The organism is Lysinibacillus sp. OL1, assembly GCF_004332175.1.
Taxonomy (GTDB): Bacteria; Bacillota; Bacilli; order Bacillales_A; family Planococcaceae; genus Lysinibacillus; species Lysinibacillus capsici.
This window is the reverse complement of record NZ_SJDS01000014.1, coordinates 21895-39975: the sequence shown is the minus strand read 5'-3', so window position 1 is coordinate 39975 and position 18081 is coordinate 21895. Positions and strand designations below refer to the sequence as shown.

Here is an 18081-nt window from a genome sequence, read left to right as displayed (position 1 = left end):
TTATAAAACCTTCTCTAAAAAATCCTTTGCACGCTGTGTTGATGGCGCTGAAAAAAACTGTTCTGGAGGAGCATCCTCAATGAGCTTGCCGCCATCAAGGAAAAGAATACGATCAGCAACCTCACGAGCAAAGCCCATCTCATGTGTCACAATCAACATGGTCATCCCAGAATCTGCGAGGTTTTTCATAACAGCCAATACCTCTTTAACCATTTCAGGGTCAAGTGCCGATGTAGGCTCATCAAATAATATAACTTTAGGGTCCATGGCAAGTGCTCGCGCAATAGCAACACGTTGCTTTTGTCCTCCCGATAAACGATTTGGATATTCTAGACGCTTCTCAAACAGACCTACCTTCTTTAGTAACTCTTCTGCTTTGTTGATAGCTGTAGCCTTATCCAAACCCTTCACATTGATTGGCGCATATGTTAAATTTTCAAGCACAGTTTTATGAGGGAAAAGATGAAAATGCTGAAATACCATACCTACTTCTTCACGTATTTTCATTATATTTGTCCCTTTATCTGTCAGGACATCCCCTGCAATCGTTACCTTCCCACTTGTCGGAGTTTCCAATAAATTTAAGCAACGAAGAAATGTCGATTTACCTGATCCTGAAGGTCCGATAATAGCAATTACTTCTTTTTCTTTAACTTCAGTTGATATACCCTTTAGTACTTCATTCTGCCCATAAGATTTGTGTAAATCTTCTATTTTAATCACTTTTTCTCATTCCTTTCTCGATTCGTTTACCAAGGAACGTTAAAACAAGCGTCATAATGTAATAGATTATCCCTGCAAAAAGTAATGGCTCAAGATAACGGTATGTCGAACCTCCTACAATATAGGCACGACGCATAATATCTAATGCACTGATTACTGTCACAACTGCTGTTTCTTTATTTAATGTAATAAATTCATTTACTAAGGATGGTAAAATATTTTTTACTGCTTGCGGAATAATAATATCCTTCATCATTTTTGCATATGGAATACCCAATGCTTGTGCAGCTTCCATTTGTCCTTTATCAACTGCATTGATACCAGCACGGATAATCTCCGAAATATATGCACCTGAATTTAAACCAAAGGCAATAATAGCTGTTGGTATAGGCTCAATTTGGATATCTAGTAATTGCGGTACTGCATAATAAATAATTAGTAATTGTAATACAAGAGGTGTACCGCGGAAAATCGACGTATAGAAATCAGCAAACCAACGTAAAAAATTCACTTTACCAATTTTACATAATGCTAAAAGTATACCTACGATAAAACCAATGATGGATGCACCAATTGCAATTTGAAGTGTAACACCTATCCCTTTTAAAATATAAGGAATAGAGGGAACGATAGCTGTAAAATCTAAATTCACAGCGCTCCCTCCTTTCTTTTTCATCATGATGAGCTTTGTTTTTTGTACCAAACACAAATTTAGAAGAGGCTTAAAGGATAATAATGAAAAGCACAAGCGATAGCCCAAAAGTAGAGCTATCGCACGCAATTATTATTCAGCTTTTTCTAACCATTTTTCTTCTAGCTCTTTGATTTTGCCTTCTTCAGCTAGCTCTTTTAAAGCTTTATTAATTTTATCTTTTAAATCGCTTCCTTTTGGAACAGCGATTGCTTTGAAATCTTCAGGCTGTTCTTCTACAGGAAAAGCTTCTAATTGATCATTCGTTTTTAAATAGCCTTTCGCAACGCCACCCTCTAAAATACCTGCGTCTAAACGTTTAGACATCATATCTTGCACAATCTCAGGGATTCGCGTACGTCCTTCTACTGTTACATCAACCTTTTTCGCAATTTCATTACCTAAGTTTTCCTGAATAGATGCAGTTTGTACACCTATTTTTTTACCAGCTAAGTCAGCTTCTTTTTTAATACCGCTATCCTTTTTAACAAGGATTACTTGCTCTGTTTCATTATATTTATCTGAGAAATCTACCACTTTTTCACGCTCTGGATTCGGTGTCATACCAGAAATAACGACATCAATTTTCCCTGCTTGAAGTGCTGGCACTAAACTGTTAAAGTCCATATCTTGCACTTGCATATCAACGCCTATTTTTTCTCCAACTAATTTGATTAGATCAATATCAAATCCAATAATTTCTTCGCCTTTTGCTGCATCCACATATTCAAATGGCGCATAGTCAGCTGATGTACCAACTTTTAATACTTGCTTACCCTCTGTATCCGTAGTAGATCCTGTATCGCTTGCATTATTGTCTTTAGTGCCACATGCTGCAAGTACACCTATTACTAGTACCAGCATCATGATGAATAACTTGTTCTTCATAAACTGTAACTCCTTTTATTTATAATTTATTGTGTATGAGAATACATTTCTCGAATATAGTTGATTGGATATTTATTCATGTTGAAGAATAAAAAATCTATCTGCTAATTAAGATATACTCTTTTGAAATAATAATCAAGATAAACTAAAAAAATTTTAGCTAAATATTATATGCATAATTTTCTGATAAGTCAATTTATTTTTGTTTTCATTCATTTTACATAGTAACTTTACTATTTTCCGTTTTAGCATTATTTATTCCTCCATCATAAAAACAACTTAATTTCAACAGTTCAGAGATAGAGATTATCGCCATCCTTTAAGCTCGCAATATTTAGATTTCATCGCTAGTAGGAATTTTGTATAAATGCCGTAAGTTATCTTGTATAATCCAAATAAATCATTTGAAAGGGATTTTTACGATGAAAAAATTATCGTTATTGCTCGCAATTATTATTGGCTCAGTGCTGATAGCAGGCATTACCTTTTTCTTAACTCAACCTAAGTCGCATGGGCCGCAAGCGATTGAAGGTGTGATGGATTTACGTCATCATTCATTTCACGATAATACGCCTATCAAATTAGATGGGGAGTGGGAATTTATCCCGAATCATTTAGTGGACGGTGAAGCCTTTGATTCCTATCAAAGCTATCTTGTTAATGTCCCTTCAGCTTGGACAAAATATACAATTGATGGGCAACAAATACCTGTATTTGAAAGTGGGACTTATCGTCTCAAGGTTTTAATCGATGATACCGAAGATATTTTAGGAATTAAAACGAGTAACATTCGAATGTCGAACGCATTGTATATTAATGGAAAGCGAGTTGGACATAGTGGAGAGCCAGCTGAGGATAACAGCTATACACCCCACAATACCCCATATACCGCTTATTTTTCGCCTGATAAAAAAGAACTTGAATTAATTGTTCATGTAGCCAATTTTGATTATGCGCCAGGAGGAGGAATTATTAGCTCCATTTTTTTAGGGGATCAATCTAGTATTGCAAAGCTTCGAGAGGGTGCCATATTCTACGATTTAATTACCCTAGCAGGTTTTTTAACAATGTTTATCTACTTTTTTGGCTCATATCTTTATTCAAAATTTGGTATAGAACAGCTTTACTTCTCTATATTTTGTTTCGCAAGTGGGGTTTACACCCTTACTCATGGCGAAAAGTTATTACTAGACTTTATAAATATTTCCTATGCTCCATTTCAGAAAATGCAAATGATCTCTAGTATAGCTGTAGGCCTTTTTATATTGTTGTATTTTTATCGTGCTCTAATAAAACATATGAATCGTTTAGTTGTGAAAGTGTTTTGTGCAATAGGTACCCTTCTAATGCTGGTTGCATTGCTTCCAACATCCATTAATTCACTATTTCAGAATATCAACTCATTGTATGTATTCGCAAATATTGTTTATATCTTCTATGTACAAATTATAGCAATTTACAAACGTGCTACTGGAGTAATGTATTTAACATTAAGCTCTCTAGCCATTTTGCTTTATTTTATCGTTGCTACTTTAAATACAAATATTAATCTTGAACTGAGTGCTCTACCACCATTGTTGCCATTTATTTGCCTGACAATGCTTTCCCTATATATTTCTCATCGTTTTGCAGATTCTTATTTAGAAAAAGGCAAGCTAACGGAGGCACTGATACGTGTAGATAAATTAAAGGATGAGTTTCTAGCTAAAACATCTCATGAATTCCAAACGCCCTTACATGGCATTATAGGCATTTCACAATCTATGCTGAAGGATAATAGTTTACCTATCTCAGCGGACGAACAAAAAGAAAAAGTATCACTTATTTTCAATATTGCAGAACGTCTATCCTATTTAGTCAATGATTTACTTGATTTTTCAAAGCTGAAGGAGAATGAATTAACATTGCGGATGGCATCTGTTGATTTATATGCCATTACACATATGACTGTTGAAGTGCTTTCCTACACGATTAGCAAGAATGTCAAAATTTATAATCATATAGAACGGGGAACCTTTGTCCAAGCTGATGAAAACCGTCTTCGCCAAATTTTATATAATTTAATTCATAACGCAGTGAAGTATACAAATGAAGGAAAAATTGATATAACTTGTTATGAGAAACAGTCATTCCTTGTGGTTGAAGTTAAGGATACTGGGTGTGGGATAGCACCAGAAAATTTAAAAACCATTTTTAACCCGTTCCAACAATTCAATTATTCAATCGGTGGCAGTGGATTAGGTTTACATATTACAAAGGAGCTTGTCGAGCGGCAGGGTGGAAAAATATTTGTGGATTCTATTGTCGGACAAGGTACTACCTTTTCATTCAAATTACGAAAAGGTCTGCCGACAAATGAGGAATTACCTTCAATGCCAATCCAAACATACCAGCATCCTTTCCTAACATTCCCACATATTGTTGAAAAAATAGGAAAGAAAAAAATTCTTATTGTGGATGACGATGCTGTTAATTTAAAGGTACTAATAGATATATTGACCCAAGGAAACTATTCCATTATAGCAATTGATAATGGACATCATGTATTTGAGTACCTTACACAACAACCTAGTATTGATTTATTAATTTTAGATATTATGATGCCCTCTATTTCTGGCTATGAGATATGTCAACAGGTTAGACAAAATTACACGTCTACAGAGCTACCTATTCTAATGTTGACTGCGGCGGTTCGACCAGAGGATATGATTGCAGCCTTTCAATCTGGTGCAAATGATTTTTTACATAAACCTTTAGATGCTACCGAGCTAAAGACTAGGGTTCGCAATCTTCTTTTATTGAAGGAGTCTGCAGAAACAGCTGTGAAAATGGAGACCGCGTTTTTACAAGCACAAATTAAACCTCATTTTATTTATAATGTCTTAAATTCCATTCTGTCCCTAAGCTATTTAGACTTAGATAAATCACGGGCAATGATTACAGATTTTGCTACATTTTTACGTAATAGCTTTGCCTTTGAAAATGCCAACAGTCTTGTCCCTTTGGAAAAGGAGCTTAGTCTTATTGAGGCCTATGTAAATATTCATCGCACTAGATATCCTGAGCAATTAGAATTTAATATTTGCATGGATGAGCCTATCCAATGTCTTATTCCTCCTTTACTGCTTCAGCCTTTAGTTGAGAATGCCCTTCTTCATGGTTTGAAAGTCAGAAAAGAGCTTAGCGAGCTACAATTAGTTATAAGGCAGGAAGAGCATATGGTGATTTTCCAACTGATTGACAATGGCATTGGTATATCTTCAGAGCTTTTAAGACAAATTCAAAATGGTGAAAAAACAGCTAGTCAAGGCATTGGTATTTTAAATATTTCCAAACGATTAAAAAAATTCGACAAAGCTACTATCCATTTTGATAGCCACGAAAACAAAGGAACGACTGTTGAAATAAGATTTCCAATAATTACTTTATAGAGGATGTGAGCAGCTTGTTAAAAGCAGTTATTATAGATGATGAAATTTTAGCCATTCGTTTATTAGAATCCATGCTAAAGGCAAGTGGCTCTATTGAGATTATTGGAACCTTCCAGAATCCAAAAGATGGTTTAGTAAATATCGGCATGTTAAAACCTGATATTTTGTTTTTAGACATTGAAATGACTGAAATGACTGGTCTTGAATTTGCTTCTAAAATAGAAGATGTCTCAAGCTATATAGATATTGTCTTTGTTACAGCTTATGAAAATTATGCGTTAGAGGCCTTTAATGTTCAGGCTATAGATTATATTTTAAAGCCAATTGACCACACCCGACTCTTAAAAACAATTGATAGGCTACTTGAACGAAGGCAGCAAAAAAAGCTGATACAACCAATTGATCATGCTTCTGTAAATGAAGGGACCAAAATTATTCATACATTACACTTCCATATACACTCAGGAAAAGTTTCAATTGGTGATACTGTATTAACTTTATCAACAAAAGAATTTCAAATTTTGTTCTTTTTAGCACAGCATTGCAATCAAGCTTTTCCAGCTGTCGAGCTGTACCGACTTATTTGGGACGAGGATAGCTTTGGACAAACACAAGCCTTACGAGTTCATATCAGCAATTTAAGAAAGAAACTCGAAGCAATTCCAGGACACACAGCTAAAATTTCTATGGTAAGAGGCTCTGGCTATCAATTAATTTTTCAAGCTGAATAATTTAAAAGGGAAGTTGATTAAACCGAGCAACTTCCCTTTTCCTCTTGAATTGCCCAATGATTACTGATTAGAATCCACTGCTCTCTCATCTAGTTCAAAAATTTTATCCCCTTGGAACAATCAATTCATCAATTTTACAATTCTATTTTTCATTTTTTTTGCACTAAAAAGACTGTTTGCTTTAGGGCAAACAGTCCTCCTTCTATTTTATCGTATGTTCTTCAGGGAACAATTTTGACTTTAATTCATCTTCACCAGAGCCCTTGGCTAGTGGAACGCGAGAACGATAGGCTGCACGACAAATTAAATGCCCTGCAACGGGTGCTGTCACAAAGACGAAAAGAATACCTAAAATGAGCCGTACACTAACAAAACCATCATGTACCCAAAAATAGATAAACGCTCCTAACAAACAGGTTAAAACTGATAATGTAGAGCTTTTCGTAGCAGCATGTGATCGTGTATAGACATCTGGTAGGCGAATCATTCCAAATGCGCTAATAACACTCACAATGGAACCTATAAGAATAAGGATAACTGCTGCCCATTCAATCATTTGATTTACGTTCAACAATCACACCTCTTTCTATATATTTTGTAAATGCAATCGTTCCGATAAACGCTAAAATGCCCAAAATAAGAATAGCTTCTAAATATGCTTTAGTCTTCAATATTATAGAGACAATCGCAATAGCTGATAATAAATTAACTCCAATTGTATCGAGAGCTATCGCTCGATCAGGCAGTGACGGACCACGGATAACACGATATAACGACAGCGCAATGGAAATACTGAAGAAAGCAAGTGCAAGAAGTAATATATTGTTAATCATTAGCGTGTCACCTCCATTATTGCTTGTTCGAATTTTCCAATTGATCGTATAACTGCATCCTTTGACTGTTCGATGTCCATAGCATGGATATAAAAGACATCTCCCTCTTCCGATACCTCCATGACGACAGAGCCAGGTGTTAATGTTAACAATAAGGCAAGAGCTGTAATCTCCCAATCACCCTTTAATACAGTTTTATATGTGAAAATACCAGGTGTAATATTTAGCTTAGGCGTAGTGATTTGTCTTAATACACTATAGCTTGATAAAAATAGCTCCCAGTTAAACAGCCATAATAACTTGATAATGGAAAAGACTCTCCGCATGTAAAATTGAGTACCATAAAAGCGATGCATCGCATATAGAATACCCATACCTACTACAAAACCCATTAGAAATGTCGAAAATTGTGGTGTCACTTCATCCTTTAGAAGTAACCAAAGTGTTGCGATAAATAAATTTAAAATAAACTGCATCGCCATTATTTATTCACCTCACCTTGCCATTGTTCGCCATCTAAAACTGCATCGATATAGATAGATGGTGTATAAAGTGTTTCAGCTGCATCTGTGACAAATGGTGCCAGTTTTTCTGCCCCAATCCCTAATCCAAATGTGCAAACAGCCAGTAATGTTAAAGGCAACAATATACGTTTAGGTAAAGGTTTTTCATCCTCTAAGCTAATAATGGTTTCGCCGAAAAAGGAAGAAAGAAATATCCTTAACAATGAATATAAAACAATTAAACTAGAGAAAAACCCTAGACCTAATAGAACGAAATGGCCACCTTCTATCGCACCTTGTCCAATTAAAACCTTTCCTAAAAAACCACTCAGTGGGGGTATACCAGCTAGTGAACACATTGCTATAAAGAACAACCATCCAAAAATGGGGTAGTTACGAATAAGTCCACTCATCTTATCAATTACTGTTTCCCCAGTGAGATATATCATCATGCCAACAGCTAAGAACAACATAGCCTTAGCTATCATATCGTGCATTAAATAGTAGATAACACCTTGTAAGGCTGACTCTGTGCCTACAGCTAGCCCAATTATTATAAAACCAACGCCAATTAGTACATTGTAAGAGGCTATTGTTCTAACATCACGACCTGAAAGTGCACCGATACAGCCTGCTATAATTGTGAGTCCAGCCATGATGCCAAGAGCTGTGTGTGTGACTTCAGGATTGTTAGGGAACAGCAATGTAAAGGAACGTACAAGTGCATACATCCCTACCTTTGTTAATAAAGCAGCAAATAAAGCAGCAATGGCAGTTGGTGGTACACTATACGAGCCTGGCAACCAGAAGAATAATAAAAGCCCAGCCTTCAAGCTAAAGACGATTAAGAAAATAAGCGCTACTGTTGTAATAAGAGGATTAGCTCCTGCCTCCATTACACGAACTGAAATATGTGCCATATTTAATGTGCCTACCGTTCCATACAGAAAAGCTAGTGCCACTAAGAAAATCCAAGAGGCAACAATGTTGATGAGCACATATTTCAATGCTTCACGTAGCTGAATTTTTTCGCCACCTAAGCTAATCAATGCATAGGAAGCGAGCAACATTACTTCAAAACACACAAATAAGTTAAAAATATCGCCCGTCAAAAATGAGCCATTGACACCTGCTATCATCAGCAAGGTAAATGGATAAAAATACATTTTTTCATATCTTAGCTCCATTGTAAAAATTGCATATAGCATACAAATGAGGGCTACAATATTTGCAACTAACACTAATAGTGTCGCAAATGAATCGGCTACAAATGAGATTCCAAATGGTGGTGCCCATCCACTAAAATCAATGCGCATCACTCCCTGTTCTTGAATCTCTACTAATAAAATGACGCTAATGATAATAATAAAGCTCAATGTCAATAAGCTGATGATACGTTGTAGCGTCACATGCTCTTTTAAAAACACCAGTAAAATAGCCGTAATTACTGGTACAATTAATGGTAAAACAATCATATTACTCATCAGGCGTACCTCTCAATTCATCAAAATTCCCTGAACCATTTGTTTTGTACGCGCGATACCCTAAAACGAGAACAAAAGCAGTGACAGCAAAGCTAATCACAATCGCTGTTAATATTAATGCTTGAGGTAATGCATCTGTATATGGTCCCTCTGATTCTCCTAATAACGGGACATCCCCTTTTTTTAAACCTCCCATAGTCAAAATCAGTAAGTGGGCAGCATGAGATAAAACAGCGGTGCCTAAAATAACACGCAATAACTGCTTCGAGAGGATTAAGTACGTCGCAACAGCTACTAATATACCTACTAAAACAAGTATTAAAGACTCCATTGGCTACTCATCCTCACTTATACTTAAAATAATTGTTACAACAACCCCCACCACTGTTAAAGCCACACCTGCTTCAAAAATAGTGACAGTTGAAAAGCCCATTTTCCCAAAGATAGGAACATCTATATACGTATGTGCTTGTGTTAAAAATGGGACATCAAAAAACAACGAACCTATTGCTGTTCCAGTTGCTAGCAATACACCAAGAGCTGCAACTTTTTTGAAGTCGAAAGGCATCCCTTTATGAACAGTTTCAATATCATAGGCTAGATATAACAAAACAATGCCTGAGGCTAACACCAGACCACCTATAAAGCCACCACCAGGAGCATGATGCCCAGCAAAGAATAAATACACGCCGAGTGTTAAAATAATGAACACAACGGCTTTGGTGACGGTTCTTAAAATCACATCATTAATTTTCATGATCTGCTTCCTCCTTTCGTGGCTTAAGCTTTGTCAGAGCATAGACCCCTAAGCCAGCAATTAGAAGAACAACAACCTCTAGCATCGTATCAAAAGCACGGAAATCCCCTAGTATTGTATTAACGATGTTGGAACCGCCAGCCAATTCATAGGCATCATTGAAGTAAGTAGCCACTGGTTCAAAGCGATCATAGTGTACGACGGCTAAACCAACAATAGTTACGGTTGCACCAACAAAAATAGAAATTAATGCTTTTGACCATTGAACCCTTTTACGTGGTAGCTCTGGCATTAAATCTGGCAAATATTTAAAACATAAAAGGAATAAAGCTGTTGTGACCGATTCAACAACTAGTTGTGTTAAAGCTAGGTCTGGTGCACGGAAAATAACAAAGAAGAAGGCAATAGAATAGCCTAGTACACCATTTAGCAACATGGCTGTCACCCGACCCTTTGCGAAAATCATCCAAACAGCAGCAAAAATCATGACAAACACAAGGATTAACTCGTAGGATTCTATAGCGGAATCTTTGTCAAAATTAAAGGTCATGGCATCTGACCAAACAAAATAACCAGCGATAAGTGCAACAAAAAATACATATATATAGACAAAATAATGTGTTAAATTACCTGTCATATATTTATTGGTAAGCTTCTGTGAGCCATTTTCACTCATCTCTATCATTCGATTGTAATACGTATTAAACGTATACTTTTGTGAAAATAGACGATAAAGTGGCTTCCAGCTTTTTAATGTTTTAAATAGGATAATTCCAATAATAATGACACCTACTGTCATCAATAACTCTGCATTGATGCCATGCCATGCATGAATATGTGGTGTTAACTCACTTGTAGTTGGGAATGTTGGATAAATACTAGCCATAGCAGGCTCTAAAATATAATGACCTAATATATTAGGGAAGAAAAAGATACCAACTACCAACAAGCATAAAATAATTGGCGATATTAACATGCCAAGTGGAGCCTCGTGTGGTTTTTTATCAATCTTCTCTGGCTGTAGTTTACCCAAAAATGTACGACTAATTAAAATCAAACTATAGACAAAGGTAAAGATACTTGCCACCCATGCTACTATCGGGAAAAACAGCCCTATATCAGCAATAGAGAATGCTTCTACATCACGAATAGCCAATACTGCTGCAAAAAACATTTCCTTACTTAAAAAGCCATTAAATGGTGGCAATCCTGCCATTGAGAAGCTACCTATCACTGCGATTGTAAAAGTGATAGGCATGAAAGACATTAAGCCACCTAAACGACGAATATCACGAGTACCTACTTCATGATCGACAATTCCAACCATCATGAATAAAGCTCCTTTAAAGGTCGAATGATTCACAAGGTGGAATAGCGCTGCAAAGCTTGCTTGAGTGTAAAGAATTGAGTTTTCCTCATAGCCATAATAATGACCAACAGACCCAAGACCAAAGAGACTCATAATTAAACCAAGCTGACTCACTGTTGAAAAGGCTAATAATGCTTTTAAATCCGTCTGACGGACAGCATTAAATGAGCCCCAGAATAATGTAACAAGGCCGATAACACTAACTAGCCAGAACCATACTGCCTCTCCTCCAAAAACTGGTGAAAAACGAGCAACTAAATAAATACCTGCCTTCACCATTGTTGCGGAATGTAAATAAGCACTAACTGGTGTTGGGGCCTCCATAGCATCAGGCAACCAAATGTGGAATGGAAATTGTGCAGATTTTGTAAAGGCCCCTAATAAAATTAGAATAAGGGCTGGCGTAAATAAGGCATGATCTCGTATAACCTCTACATTAGCTACAATTTCACGAATACTAAATGTATGAGAAGCCACATAGAGCATTAAGAAACCCGCAAGCATTGAGAGTCCGCCAAAGACTGTAATCATCATCGCTTTTTTAGCTCCTGCGCGAGAAGCCTTTCTATGATGCCAAAATGCGATTAATAGGAATGATGACACACTTGTTAATTCCCAAAATGTGTATAATACCATTAGGTTATCTGAAAAAACAACGCCAAGCATAGCGCCCATGAATAGTAATAAATAGCAGTAAAAATGATGAAGAGATTCTTTCGTTGATAAATAAAAAATAGAATATAAAATGACTAAACTACCTACACCTGTAATCAGCAGACCAAAAATCATACTGAGTCCATCTAGGTAAGTTGTGAAATTTATATTAAAAGAGGGAATCCACTCATATGTATGAATAACGGTTTTACCCTCGGCTAATTGAGGAATATAGCGAGCGAGTAAAAGAAACAAGATGAATGGAACAGATAAAACAAACCAGCCAAGATGTGTGACACGCCTTAGTCGCCTGTAAAGCAATGGAATTAGAGCAGCACAAACAAATGGCAAAAGTATCGCAATGAGAACTGTGACCAAATGAAAACCTCCTACTATCTAAATCATCTAGCAAATTTTTGTGGTGATGGGCATGTAAAGTGCTAAGACTTTAGAAATTTGTTCAAGCTAAGTAACATATTAGATGTATTCTTGAAATTATTTAATGGAATATGGTGGGGTGTTAAAGTGCTTAATTGTTTATTAAAAAGGTTATTTTAGTTATTTAGTCACTTCTAACCCGATGCAAGCCTAAATAACTTGTGGAAAATCAGATAATTTATACAGTTACAATTCAGTTAATATCAGCATGATGAAGACACTTGACTATCTATTTAACTCACTGCATAATAGTGTGGCATATGAAAGCAAAGTAGCATAGATGCACAGAATGCATAAATTAAATATTCTCTAATTATCGATTTAGGCTTAATCCTTCAAGGGTTTTCCAATACATTTTCGTTAACTTTTATACATTTTTAAGTATACAATATAAATGAGCATAATGCACTGTAACAGCATCGATTTTAGCTGTTTTAGGATAATTTTTTCAAAATCAACAGTGAAATTAACAAAATACCAACAGATAAGAGGTGTACATTTTTTATGAAGCATGTAAAAGGGCGTTTGGATGAAAGTATATTAGTTTGTGTTTACTACGGCTTAAATGGCGAACGTTTGATTCGTCGTGGTCATAAGATGGCCACAATGCTTGATTGCCCACTCTATATTCTTTCAGTCGATTCGCAACCCCTTGATGCATTTGACGCAGAGAAATCTAGTTATATAGAGCAATGGAAAAAGTTATCAGATGAACTTGAGGTTGAAAAATTTATTTTGCAAGATAATGAAAAACGCCCCATACAAAAGGTTATTGCAGAGGTCGCAAAGAATTATAGTATTTCGCAAATAATCGTAGGGCAAAGCGCACAAAGCCGTTGGGAGGAAATCACTAAAGGCTCGTTCTTAAACGTACTGTTAAAGGAAGTTCCTTTTGTTGATTTTCATATCGTAGCTGTTCAACGCCCAACCGATGATGATGCAAATGAAACATATGAAAAAGGAGTACGTGCTTACTTAATTAAAGAACAGGAGAACTTTAAAGTAGCATTTACATGTCCTAAGTATGTATCGATTGAAGGTATATTCTTTAAAGAAATTGGCACAGATTTTGACAACGGCATCTTTAAATTTACTTACAACGATAAAATGCATGAAGTTCATATTTCAGAGGGCTATGTAATTGATCAGGAAAAATTGCCAGCAGAATTTTTAGCTCCATTAAGACAATAAAAAAACGCGTAGATACGCGTTTTTTTATTAGACAGCAGCTGAAGCAGGTTTATCTTTCGGTAAGAAGAAGGCAACTAGTAATAATAAAGGTAATAATGAAACAACAATCATTGTAAAATCAATGCCTTTATGATCCATTAAAACGCCGATAACCATTGCCCCTATTGCGCCCATACCAAAAGCAAATCCTGTTGTTAAACCAGCCATTGTGCCAATTTTTGTTGGGACTAACTCTTGCGCATAGACCACTGTTACGGAGAAGCTAATCATAATCAACGTACCAATAATAATCAAAAATATCATAGCCGCCCATAATGGTACATATGGCAATGCTAAACAAAATGGCATAGGGCCAACTACAGAAAGGATAATAACATTTTTCCTACCAATACGGTCTGATAAAGAGCCTCCGAAAAAGGTACCTACTACACCAAATGCCATGAAGGTGAAGATTAATATTTGCCCTAGTCGAAGGCTGACTTCATAGTGATCCATTAGATAAAACACATAAAAACTTGTTATATTTGTTGTATAAAATGATCGTGCAAAAATAATTGTAAATAATAATGTTAATGCGATTCCAACTTGTTTTTTTGTTAATGGAGGCAATGTTGAAACGAGTACACGCTTTTTCTTGGTTGTACGCTCCTGCTCCAATTGTTTTTTATACCATGTAGCAATTTTACTTAATAAAAGGATACCAAACGTTGCAATGACTAATATGATCGCAGCCCCACGTTGTCCGAGAATATCAAAGATGTAAGCACTAATTAATGGTGCTAGTGCTTGCCCTGAATTTCCCCCCACTTGATAAATTGACTGTGCAAGTCCTCGTTTAGATCCAGCTGCCATAAAGGAAACTCTCGATCCCTCAGGGTGAAAAATAGCTGACCCAAAGCCTATAAATAATACCGCAATAATAATAATCCAATACTGCGTTGTGAACGCTATAATAGCAATCCCTATAAATGAACTAATCATACCGATAGGTAAAGCATAAGGCATTGGTTTTTTATCACTGATAAAGCCTACCGCAGGCTGCAATGCAGAAGCAAATATGTTTAATACAAAAGAAATCATTCCAATTTGTGTAAAGGTCAATCCTAATTCACTCTTAAATATCGGAAACATCGCTGGGATAACAGCTTGCATCGTATCATTTATTAGGTGAGCAACACCGATTGCAATCATTATTGGATAGATTGGATTGGTTACATTTAATTGTTTATTCATGTTGCCACCTCACTCTTATTTTGTTTAAACATGATTGTCGCATACTATCGACCATTTTGCACAAGCTATAGTTCGACAGCTGTAAAAGGAGTTGATATATGCATGGAAAGCTTTATTCATGCTCACTTTTGGGAAATGATTCTACGAACAACACTTTCGTTTTTTGCCTTACTAATTCTGGCACGTCTACTTGGTAAAAAACAATTAGGCCAGTTAACGTTTTTCCATTACATTACAGGTATTACATTTGGGTCGATCGCTTCAGAAATTGCCTCTCAGGAAGAAACACCTTTTTTAGATGGTTTGATTTCTCTCGTTTGGTGGAGTGCTTTAACGTATTTGATGACCGTTATTACGATTAAATCTAAAAAAGCTCGCGTTCTCATTGATGATAAACCAACAATTGTTATTCAAAAGGGTCTTATTTTAGAATCAGCACTACAAAAAAACCGTCTTCATCTAGATGAGCTTACAATGATGTTACGTGAACAAGCCATTTTCTCCGTACAGGACGTTGAGTATGCTTTACTAGAAACGAATGGAAAGCTCAGTGTGCTACAAAAAACCTCTGAACAAGTGGCTACAAAGCAGGATGTTAAAGCCGATGTATCACCACCTACCTACCTTCCTACAGAAGTTATTTCTGATGGTCAACTTATTACCGAGAATATTGTTGAACTTGAGCTGACAGAAGACTGGGTAATAAAGAAATTGAAAAAGCAAAATGTGCATTCTGTAGAAGAAGTTTATTTTGCTCAAGTCCAAACAAATGGTTCCTTGTACATCAGCTTAAAAGATAAAGCGAGACATTCAAGCCCTTAATTGCTTGTCTAGTCTCGTTTTTTTGTTAATCAATTTTGACAATATCTAAGGGCGTAATAATACCGAGTAATCTTTGATGTGGTTGACCATGCTCCGTTATTAATAATGCCTCAAAGCGTCTCCCTCTTTCGACTCCTTGTTTAAATATTTCCTCAGCCTCATAGATGGATATCGTTCTACTGACAAATTTGTAATTCACTCTATTTTTCTCATGCAATAAGATATCATGCAGTGTTGGTATTCTTTTCGGTAAATGATCACCACCCATCTTTGACGCAAGCCAATTTGTGATTCCTACTGTTGTGATGAGCCCCTTAAACTGCTTATTATAATAAACAGGAAATTGTGTATATTTGCGCTGACGTATCACTTTTAAAACATGTTTTAAAGAATCATTTTCTTGAAAAATCAATACTCTTTTACGGAACATTTGCCCCACAAGCGTTGGCTTAGCAAGGGTAGCATCTATGTATTCAATTCGTTCTACAACATCAGTATGTGGCTCTGCAATCACATAATGTAATGATGTACGATGATGCACAATCGCATTTCGTAAGTCTGCATATGAGCGGAGATCATCTTCATATTTCTTCACCAAGACATCCTTTTTCTTTGCTTGATCAATCAGCCGATAAAAAGGCATAAAATCCTTCGCACCTACAATATCTCTCAGTCTATGATCTATTCGATTAAACGCTGTCAGGAAACGATCGGAATTTTCAGTTCCCACTTTTCATGTCCCTTCTTTCTATAGTAGTCTATATATTTTCCGAGTTATTTGACAAATTTCGAGTTACACACCCATTATATTCCTAAGTTATAGAGATTCCAAGAAAGGAGTTTTACAATCCCTCTTGAAAGTGACGTTACGTCATTTTATATAATGTCATTAACAGAGAGGAGGAGTGATTACCTTGCTTACGATTCACAATGTATCAAAACAAACTGGCATTTCTGTTCGAACGTTACGTTACTATGAGGAGATCGGCTTGTTACTTCCTATAGCAAAGACTGAGGGGGGACATAGGATTTACGGAGAGAACGAGCTCAAAACGTTACAACAGATTGTATTTTTAAAGGCATTGGGCTTCAAGTTGAAAGAAATTCAGACACTTATCAATAATTCATGGAACTGGGAAGCAAGTTTAGACCATCAGTTAGCTTTTGTAGCAGAAGAGCAAAAGAAACTACAGCAAATGAAGAACACTATTCTTGGATTAAAGAATGCTTCGTCTATCGAAGGTGGGTTGACAGAGTCCCTTATCCAAAAGTACATTAAGCTTTCAAATCAAGAACGAGATAATAAGCAAGCCTTCCGCCAGCAGATTTTCGCAGCTACAGAAATGGAACTACTTAGAAAATTACCCAATTTAAATAAAAATGATCCTAATTCTTTAGAGTGGATTGGTTTATTAGGTCAATTAAAGCAGCTTCATAAGGAAAGTCCTGAAGCCGATTCCGTTCAGTTTATTATTAAACGAATGATGGAAAAAGCCGAGGTAGAATATAACGGAAATGATGAATTTTTAGAGAAGATGTGGACCATAAGAAAATCTACTTATAAATCCAAACAAATTGGATTATATCCTTTAGAGGAAGAATTTCTACATTTTATAGAGCAGGCTTTTCATGTTTATGAAACAAAAAAACAGGCGTTAGGAAAATCACAATCATGAACATAGAAATGTTGCTACTGATTGGTACTTTAGCTTTGTTAGACATGTTTAGTCCTTCTATAATTGGCGTATCCGTCTATGTATTGCTTGTGGCTAAAAAACAGCAGTCCCGCCTTTTATTAACCTATTTAATGACTGTTGGGTTGTTTTACTTTAGTACTGGGATTTTTTTAATGTTAGGTCTAGGTGTCATATTCAACCCTATTTCTAATTTGCTAGATAGTTACTCAGCTCGATTAATCATGACCATGGTAGGGGGAATTTTATTTATTGGCAGTTGGTTAGTTCCAAAAAGAAAGGCAAATGAATCCCCTAAACCAAAATCTTTACATGTGAGCTCTATGGTAGCTTTAGGTTTCACAACTTCTATTTTAGAAGTTGCAACTGCTCTTCCTTATTTCGCGGCAATAGGTATTTTAACGAGTAATCAAATAGTGTTTTATGAATGGTTACCTTTATTGGCAGGATACAATTTAGTAATGATTGCACCAGGGATCATCCTACTATGCTTTCATCTATTATTCCGCCGATTTATGAATAAACCTTTAAGAAAAATTCAAACGCTTTTTGATCAAAGAACAAGCTCGACACTTTCTTGGATGATGTTCTTTGTAGGATTGATTTTGCTTATAAATGGTAGGATGATTTAAAATAAAA

General features: G+C 36.0%; 18 protein-coding genes. 6 read left to right on the top strand and 12 right to left on the bottom strand.

Going from position 1 to position 18081, the window contains the following annotated elements; translation table 11 throughout:
- The 3 genes from EW028_RS20475 to EW028_RS20465 all read right to left on the bottom strand — a co-directional run bounded on the left by EW028_RS20475 (position 1) and on the right by EW028_RS20465 (position 2302).
- Complete coding sequence (locus EW028_RS20475; protein WP_054548544.1) at positions 1–723, bottom strand: amino acid ABC transporter ATP-binding protein; 723 nt, start codon at positions 721–723, stop codon at positions 1–3.
- Positions 716–1375, bottom strand: coding sequence for an amino acid ABC transporter permease (locus tag EW028_RS20470; RefSeq protein WP_131522151.1), 660 nt, complete (start codon positions 1373–1375; stop codon positions 716–718). Before EW028_RS20470 ends, EW028_RS20475 begins: the two co-directional genes overlap by 8 nt.
- A gap of 132 nt (positions 1376–1507) precedes the next feature.
- Complete coding sequence (locus EW028_RS20465) at positions 1508–2302, bottom strand: transporter substrate-binding domain-containing protein (protein WP_131522150.1); 795 nt, start codon at positions 2300–2302, stop codon at positions 1508–1510.
- A 422-nt stretch (positions 2303–2724) separates the two neighbouring features.
- Here EW028_RS20465 and EW028_RS20460 point away from each other — a divergent pair, with 422 nt between their 5' ends.
- Both EW028_RS20460 and EW028_RS20455 read left to right on the top strand, forming a co-directional pair.
- Positions 2725–5733 carry an ATP-binding protein gene (locus EW028_RS20460; RefSeq protein WP_131522149.1) on the top strand — a complete coding sequence of 1003 codons (3009 nt, stop codon included), beginning with the start codon at positions 2725–2727 and terminating at the stop codon, positions 5731–5733.
- A gap of 14 nt (positions 5734–5747) precedes the next feature.
- Positions 5748–6464 (top strand): DNA-binding response regulator, encoded by a 717-nt coding sequence (locus EW028_RS20455; protein WP_131522148.1) that lies wholly within the window; start codon positions 5748–5750, stop codon positions 6462–6464.
- Between the two features lie 202 nt (positions 6465–6666).
- Here the strand turns inward: EW028_RS20455 and EW028_RS20450 are convergent, their stop codons facing one another.
- Genes EW028_RS20450 through EW028_RS20420 form a run of 7 tightly spaced genes read right to left on the bottom strand, consistent with a single transcriptional unit; the run spans position 6667 to position 12442 of the window.
- Entirely contained in the window at positions 6667–7035 is a 369-nt protein-coding gene (locus EW028_RS20450; RefSeq protein ID WP_004233152.1) for a Na+/H+ antiporter subunit G, read from the bottom strand.
- The gene (locus tag EW028_RS20445; RefSeq protein ID WP_131522147.1) at positions 7013–7297 is read right to left on the bottom strand and encodes a Na(+)/H(+) antiporter subunit F1; all 285 of its coding nucleotides are present in this window, start codon (positions 7295–7297) and stop codon (positions 7013–7015) included. Before EW028_RS20445 ends, EW028_RS20450 begins: the two co-directional genes overlap by 23 nt.
- A complete protein-coding gene (locus EW028_RS20440) occupies positions 7297–7779 on the bottom strand; it encodes a Na+/H+ antiporter subunit E (protein ID WP_131522146.1) in 483 nt (160 codons plus the stop codon). Before EW028_RS20440 ends, EW028_RS20445 begins: the two co-directional genes overlap by 1 nt.
- Positions 7779–9284 carry a Na+/H+ antiporter subunit D gene (locus tag EW028_RS20435; protein WP_131522145.1) on the bottom strand — a complete coding sequence of 502 codons (1506 nt, stop codon included), beginning with the start codon at positions 9282–9284 and terminating at the stop codon, positions 7779–7781. Before EW028_RS20435 ends, EW028_RS20440 begins: the two co-directional genes overlap by 1 nt.
- A complete protein-coding gene (locus EW028_RS20430; protein ID WP_004233143.1) occupies positions 9277–9615 on the bottom strand; it encodes a Na(+)/H(+) antiporter subunit C in 339 nt (112 codons plus the stop codon). Before EW028_RS20430 ends, EW028_RS20435 begins: the two co-directional genes overlap by 8 nt.
- Before the next feature lie 3 nt (positions 9616–9618).
- Complete coding sequence (locus EW028_RS20425; RefSeq protein WP_004233141.1) at positions 9619–10041, bottom strand: Na(+)/H(+) antiporter subunit B; 423 nt, start codon at positions 10039–10041, stop codon at positions 9619–9621.
- Positions 10031–12442, bottom strand: coding sequence for a Na+/H+ antiporter subunit A (locus EW028_RS20420; RefSeq protein WP_131522144.1), 2412 nt, complete (start codon positions 12440–12442; stop codon positions 10031–10033). Before EW028_RS20420 ends, EW028_RS20425 begins: the two co-directional genes overlap by 11 nt.
- A gap of 564 nt (positions 12443–13006) precedes the next feature.
- Here EW028_RS20420 and EW028_RS20415 point away from each other — a divergent pair.
- Positions 13007–13693, top strand: coding sequence for an adenine nucleotide alpha hydrolase family protein (locus tag EW028_RS20415; RefSeq protein WP_036075307.1), 687 nt, complete (start codon positions 13007–13009; stop codon positions 13691–13693).
- 27 nt (positions 13694–13720) lie between these two features.
- Here the strand turns inward: EW028_RS20415 and EW028_RS20410 are convergent, their stop codons facing one another.
- Positions 13721–14926 carry an MFS transporter gene (locus EW028_RS20410; RefSeq protein WP_131522143.1) on the bottom strand — a complete coding sequence of 402 codons (1206 nt, stop codon included), beginning with the start codon at positions 14924–14926 and terminating at the stop codon, positions 13721–13723.
- A gap of 102 nt (positions 14927–15028) precedes the next feature.
- Between EW028_RS20410 and EW028_RS20405 the strand changes: the two genes are divergently transcribed.
- Positions 15029–15748, top strand: coding sequence for a DUF421 domain-containing protein (locus tag EW028_RS20405; protein WP_082148191.1), 720 nt, complete (start codon positions 15029–15031; stop codon positions 15746–15748).
- A 25-nt stretch (positions 15749–15773) separates the two neighbouring features.
- Here EW028_RS20405 and EW028_RS20400 read toward each other — a convergent pair whose 3' ends face one another.
- Entirely contained in the window at positions 15774–16478 is a 705-nt protein-coding gene (locus tag EW028_RS20400) for a CBS domain-containing protein (RefSeq protein WP_048395772.1), read from the bottom strand.
- 175 nt (positions 16479–16653) lie between these two features.
- Between EW028_RS20400 and EW028_RS20395 the strand changes: the two genes are divergently transcribed.
- Positions 16654–17424: a MerR family transcriptional regulator gene (locus EW028_RS20395; RefSeq protein ID WP_373565035.1), complete on the top strand. Its 771-nt coding sequence runs from the start codon at positions 16654–16656 to the stop codon at positions 17422–17424.
- Positions 17421–18074 (top strand): GAP family protein, encoded by a 654-nt coding sequence (locus EW028_RS20390; RefSeq protein WP_131522141.1) that lies wholly within the window; start codon positions 17421–17423, stop codon positions 18072–18074. Before EW028_RS20395 ends, EW028_RS20390 begins: the two co-directional genes overlap by 4 nt.
- Positions 18075–18081 lie beyond the last annotated feature (7 nt).

What these genes read in the sequence shown, in the direction of transcription:
- EW028_RS20465 (WP_131522150.1), bottom strand. Translation starts at nt 2,302, where the DNA reads ATGAAGAACAAGTTATTCATCATGATGCTGGTACTAGTAATAGGTGTA.
- EW028_RS20460 (WP_131522149.1), top strand. Translation starts at nt 2,725, where the DNA reads ATGAAAAAATTATCGTTATTGCTCGCAATTATTATTGGCTCAGTGCTG.
- EW028_RS20445 (WP_131522147.1), bottom strand. Translation starts at nt 7,297, where the DNA reads ATGATTAACAATATATTACTTCTTGCACTTGCTTTCTTCAGTATTTCC.
- EW028_RS20440 (WP_131522146.1), bottom strand. Translation starts at nt 7,779, where the DNA reads ATGGCGATGCAGTTTATTTTAAATTTATTTATCGCAACACTTTGGTTA.
- EW028_RS20435 (WP_131522145.1), bottom strand. Translation starts at nt 9,284, where the DNA reads ATGAGTAATATGATTGTTTTACCATTAATTGTACCAGTAATTACGGCT.
- EW028_RS20430 (WP_004233143.1), bottom strand. Translation starts at nt 9,615, where the DNA reads ATGGAGTCTTTAATACTTGTTTTAGTAGGTATATTAGTAGCTGTTGCG.
- EW028_RS20425 (WP_004233141.1), bottom strand. Translation starts at nt 10,041, where the DNA reads ATGAAAATTAATGATGTGATTTTAAGAACCGTCACCAAAGCCGTTGTG.
- EW028_RS20415 (WP_036075307.1), top strand. Translation starts at nt 13,007, where the DNA reads ATGAAGCATGTAAAAGGGCGTTTGGATGAAAGTATATTAGTTTGTGTT.
- EW028_RS20410 (WP_131522143.1), bottom strand. Translation starts at nt 14,926, where the DNA reads ATGAATAAACAATTAAATGTAACCAATCCAATCTATCCAATAATGATT.
- EW028_RS20405 (WP_082148191.1), top strand. Translation starts at nt 15,029, where the DNA reads ATGGAAAGCTTTATTCATGCTCACTTTTGGGAAATGATTCTACGAACA.
- EW028_RS20390 (WP_131522141.1), top strand. Translation starts at nt 17,421, where the DNA reads ATGAACATAGAAATGTTGCTACTGATTGGTACTTTAGCTTTGTTAGAC.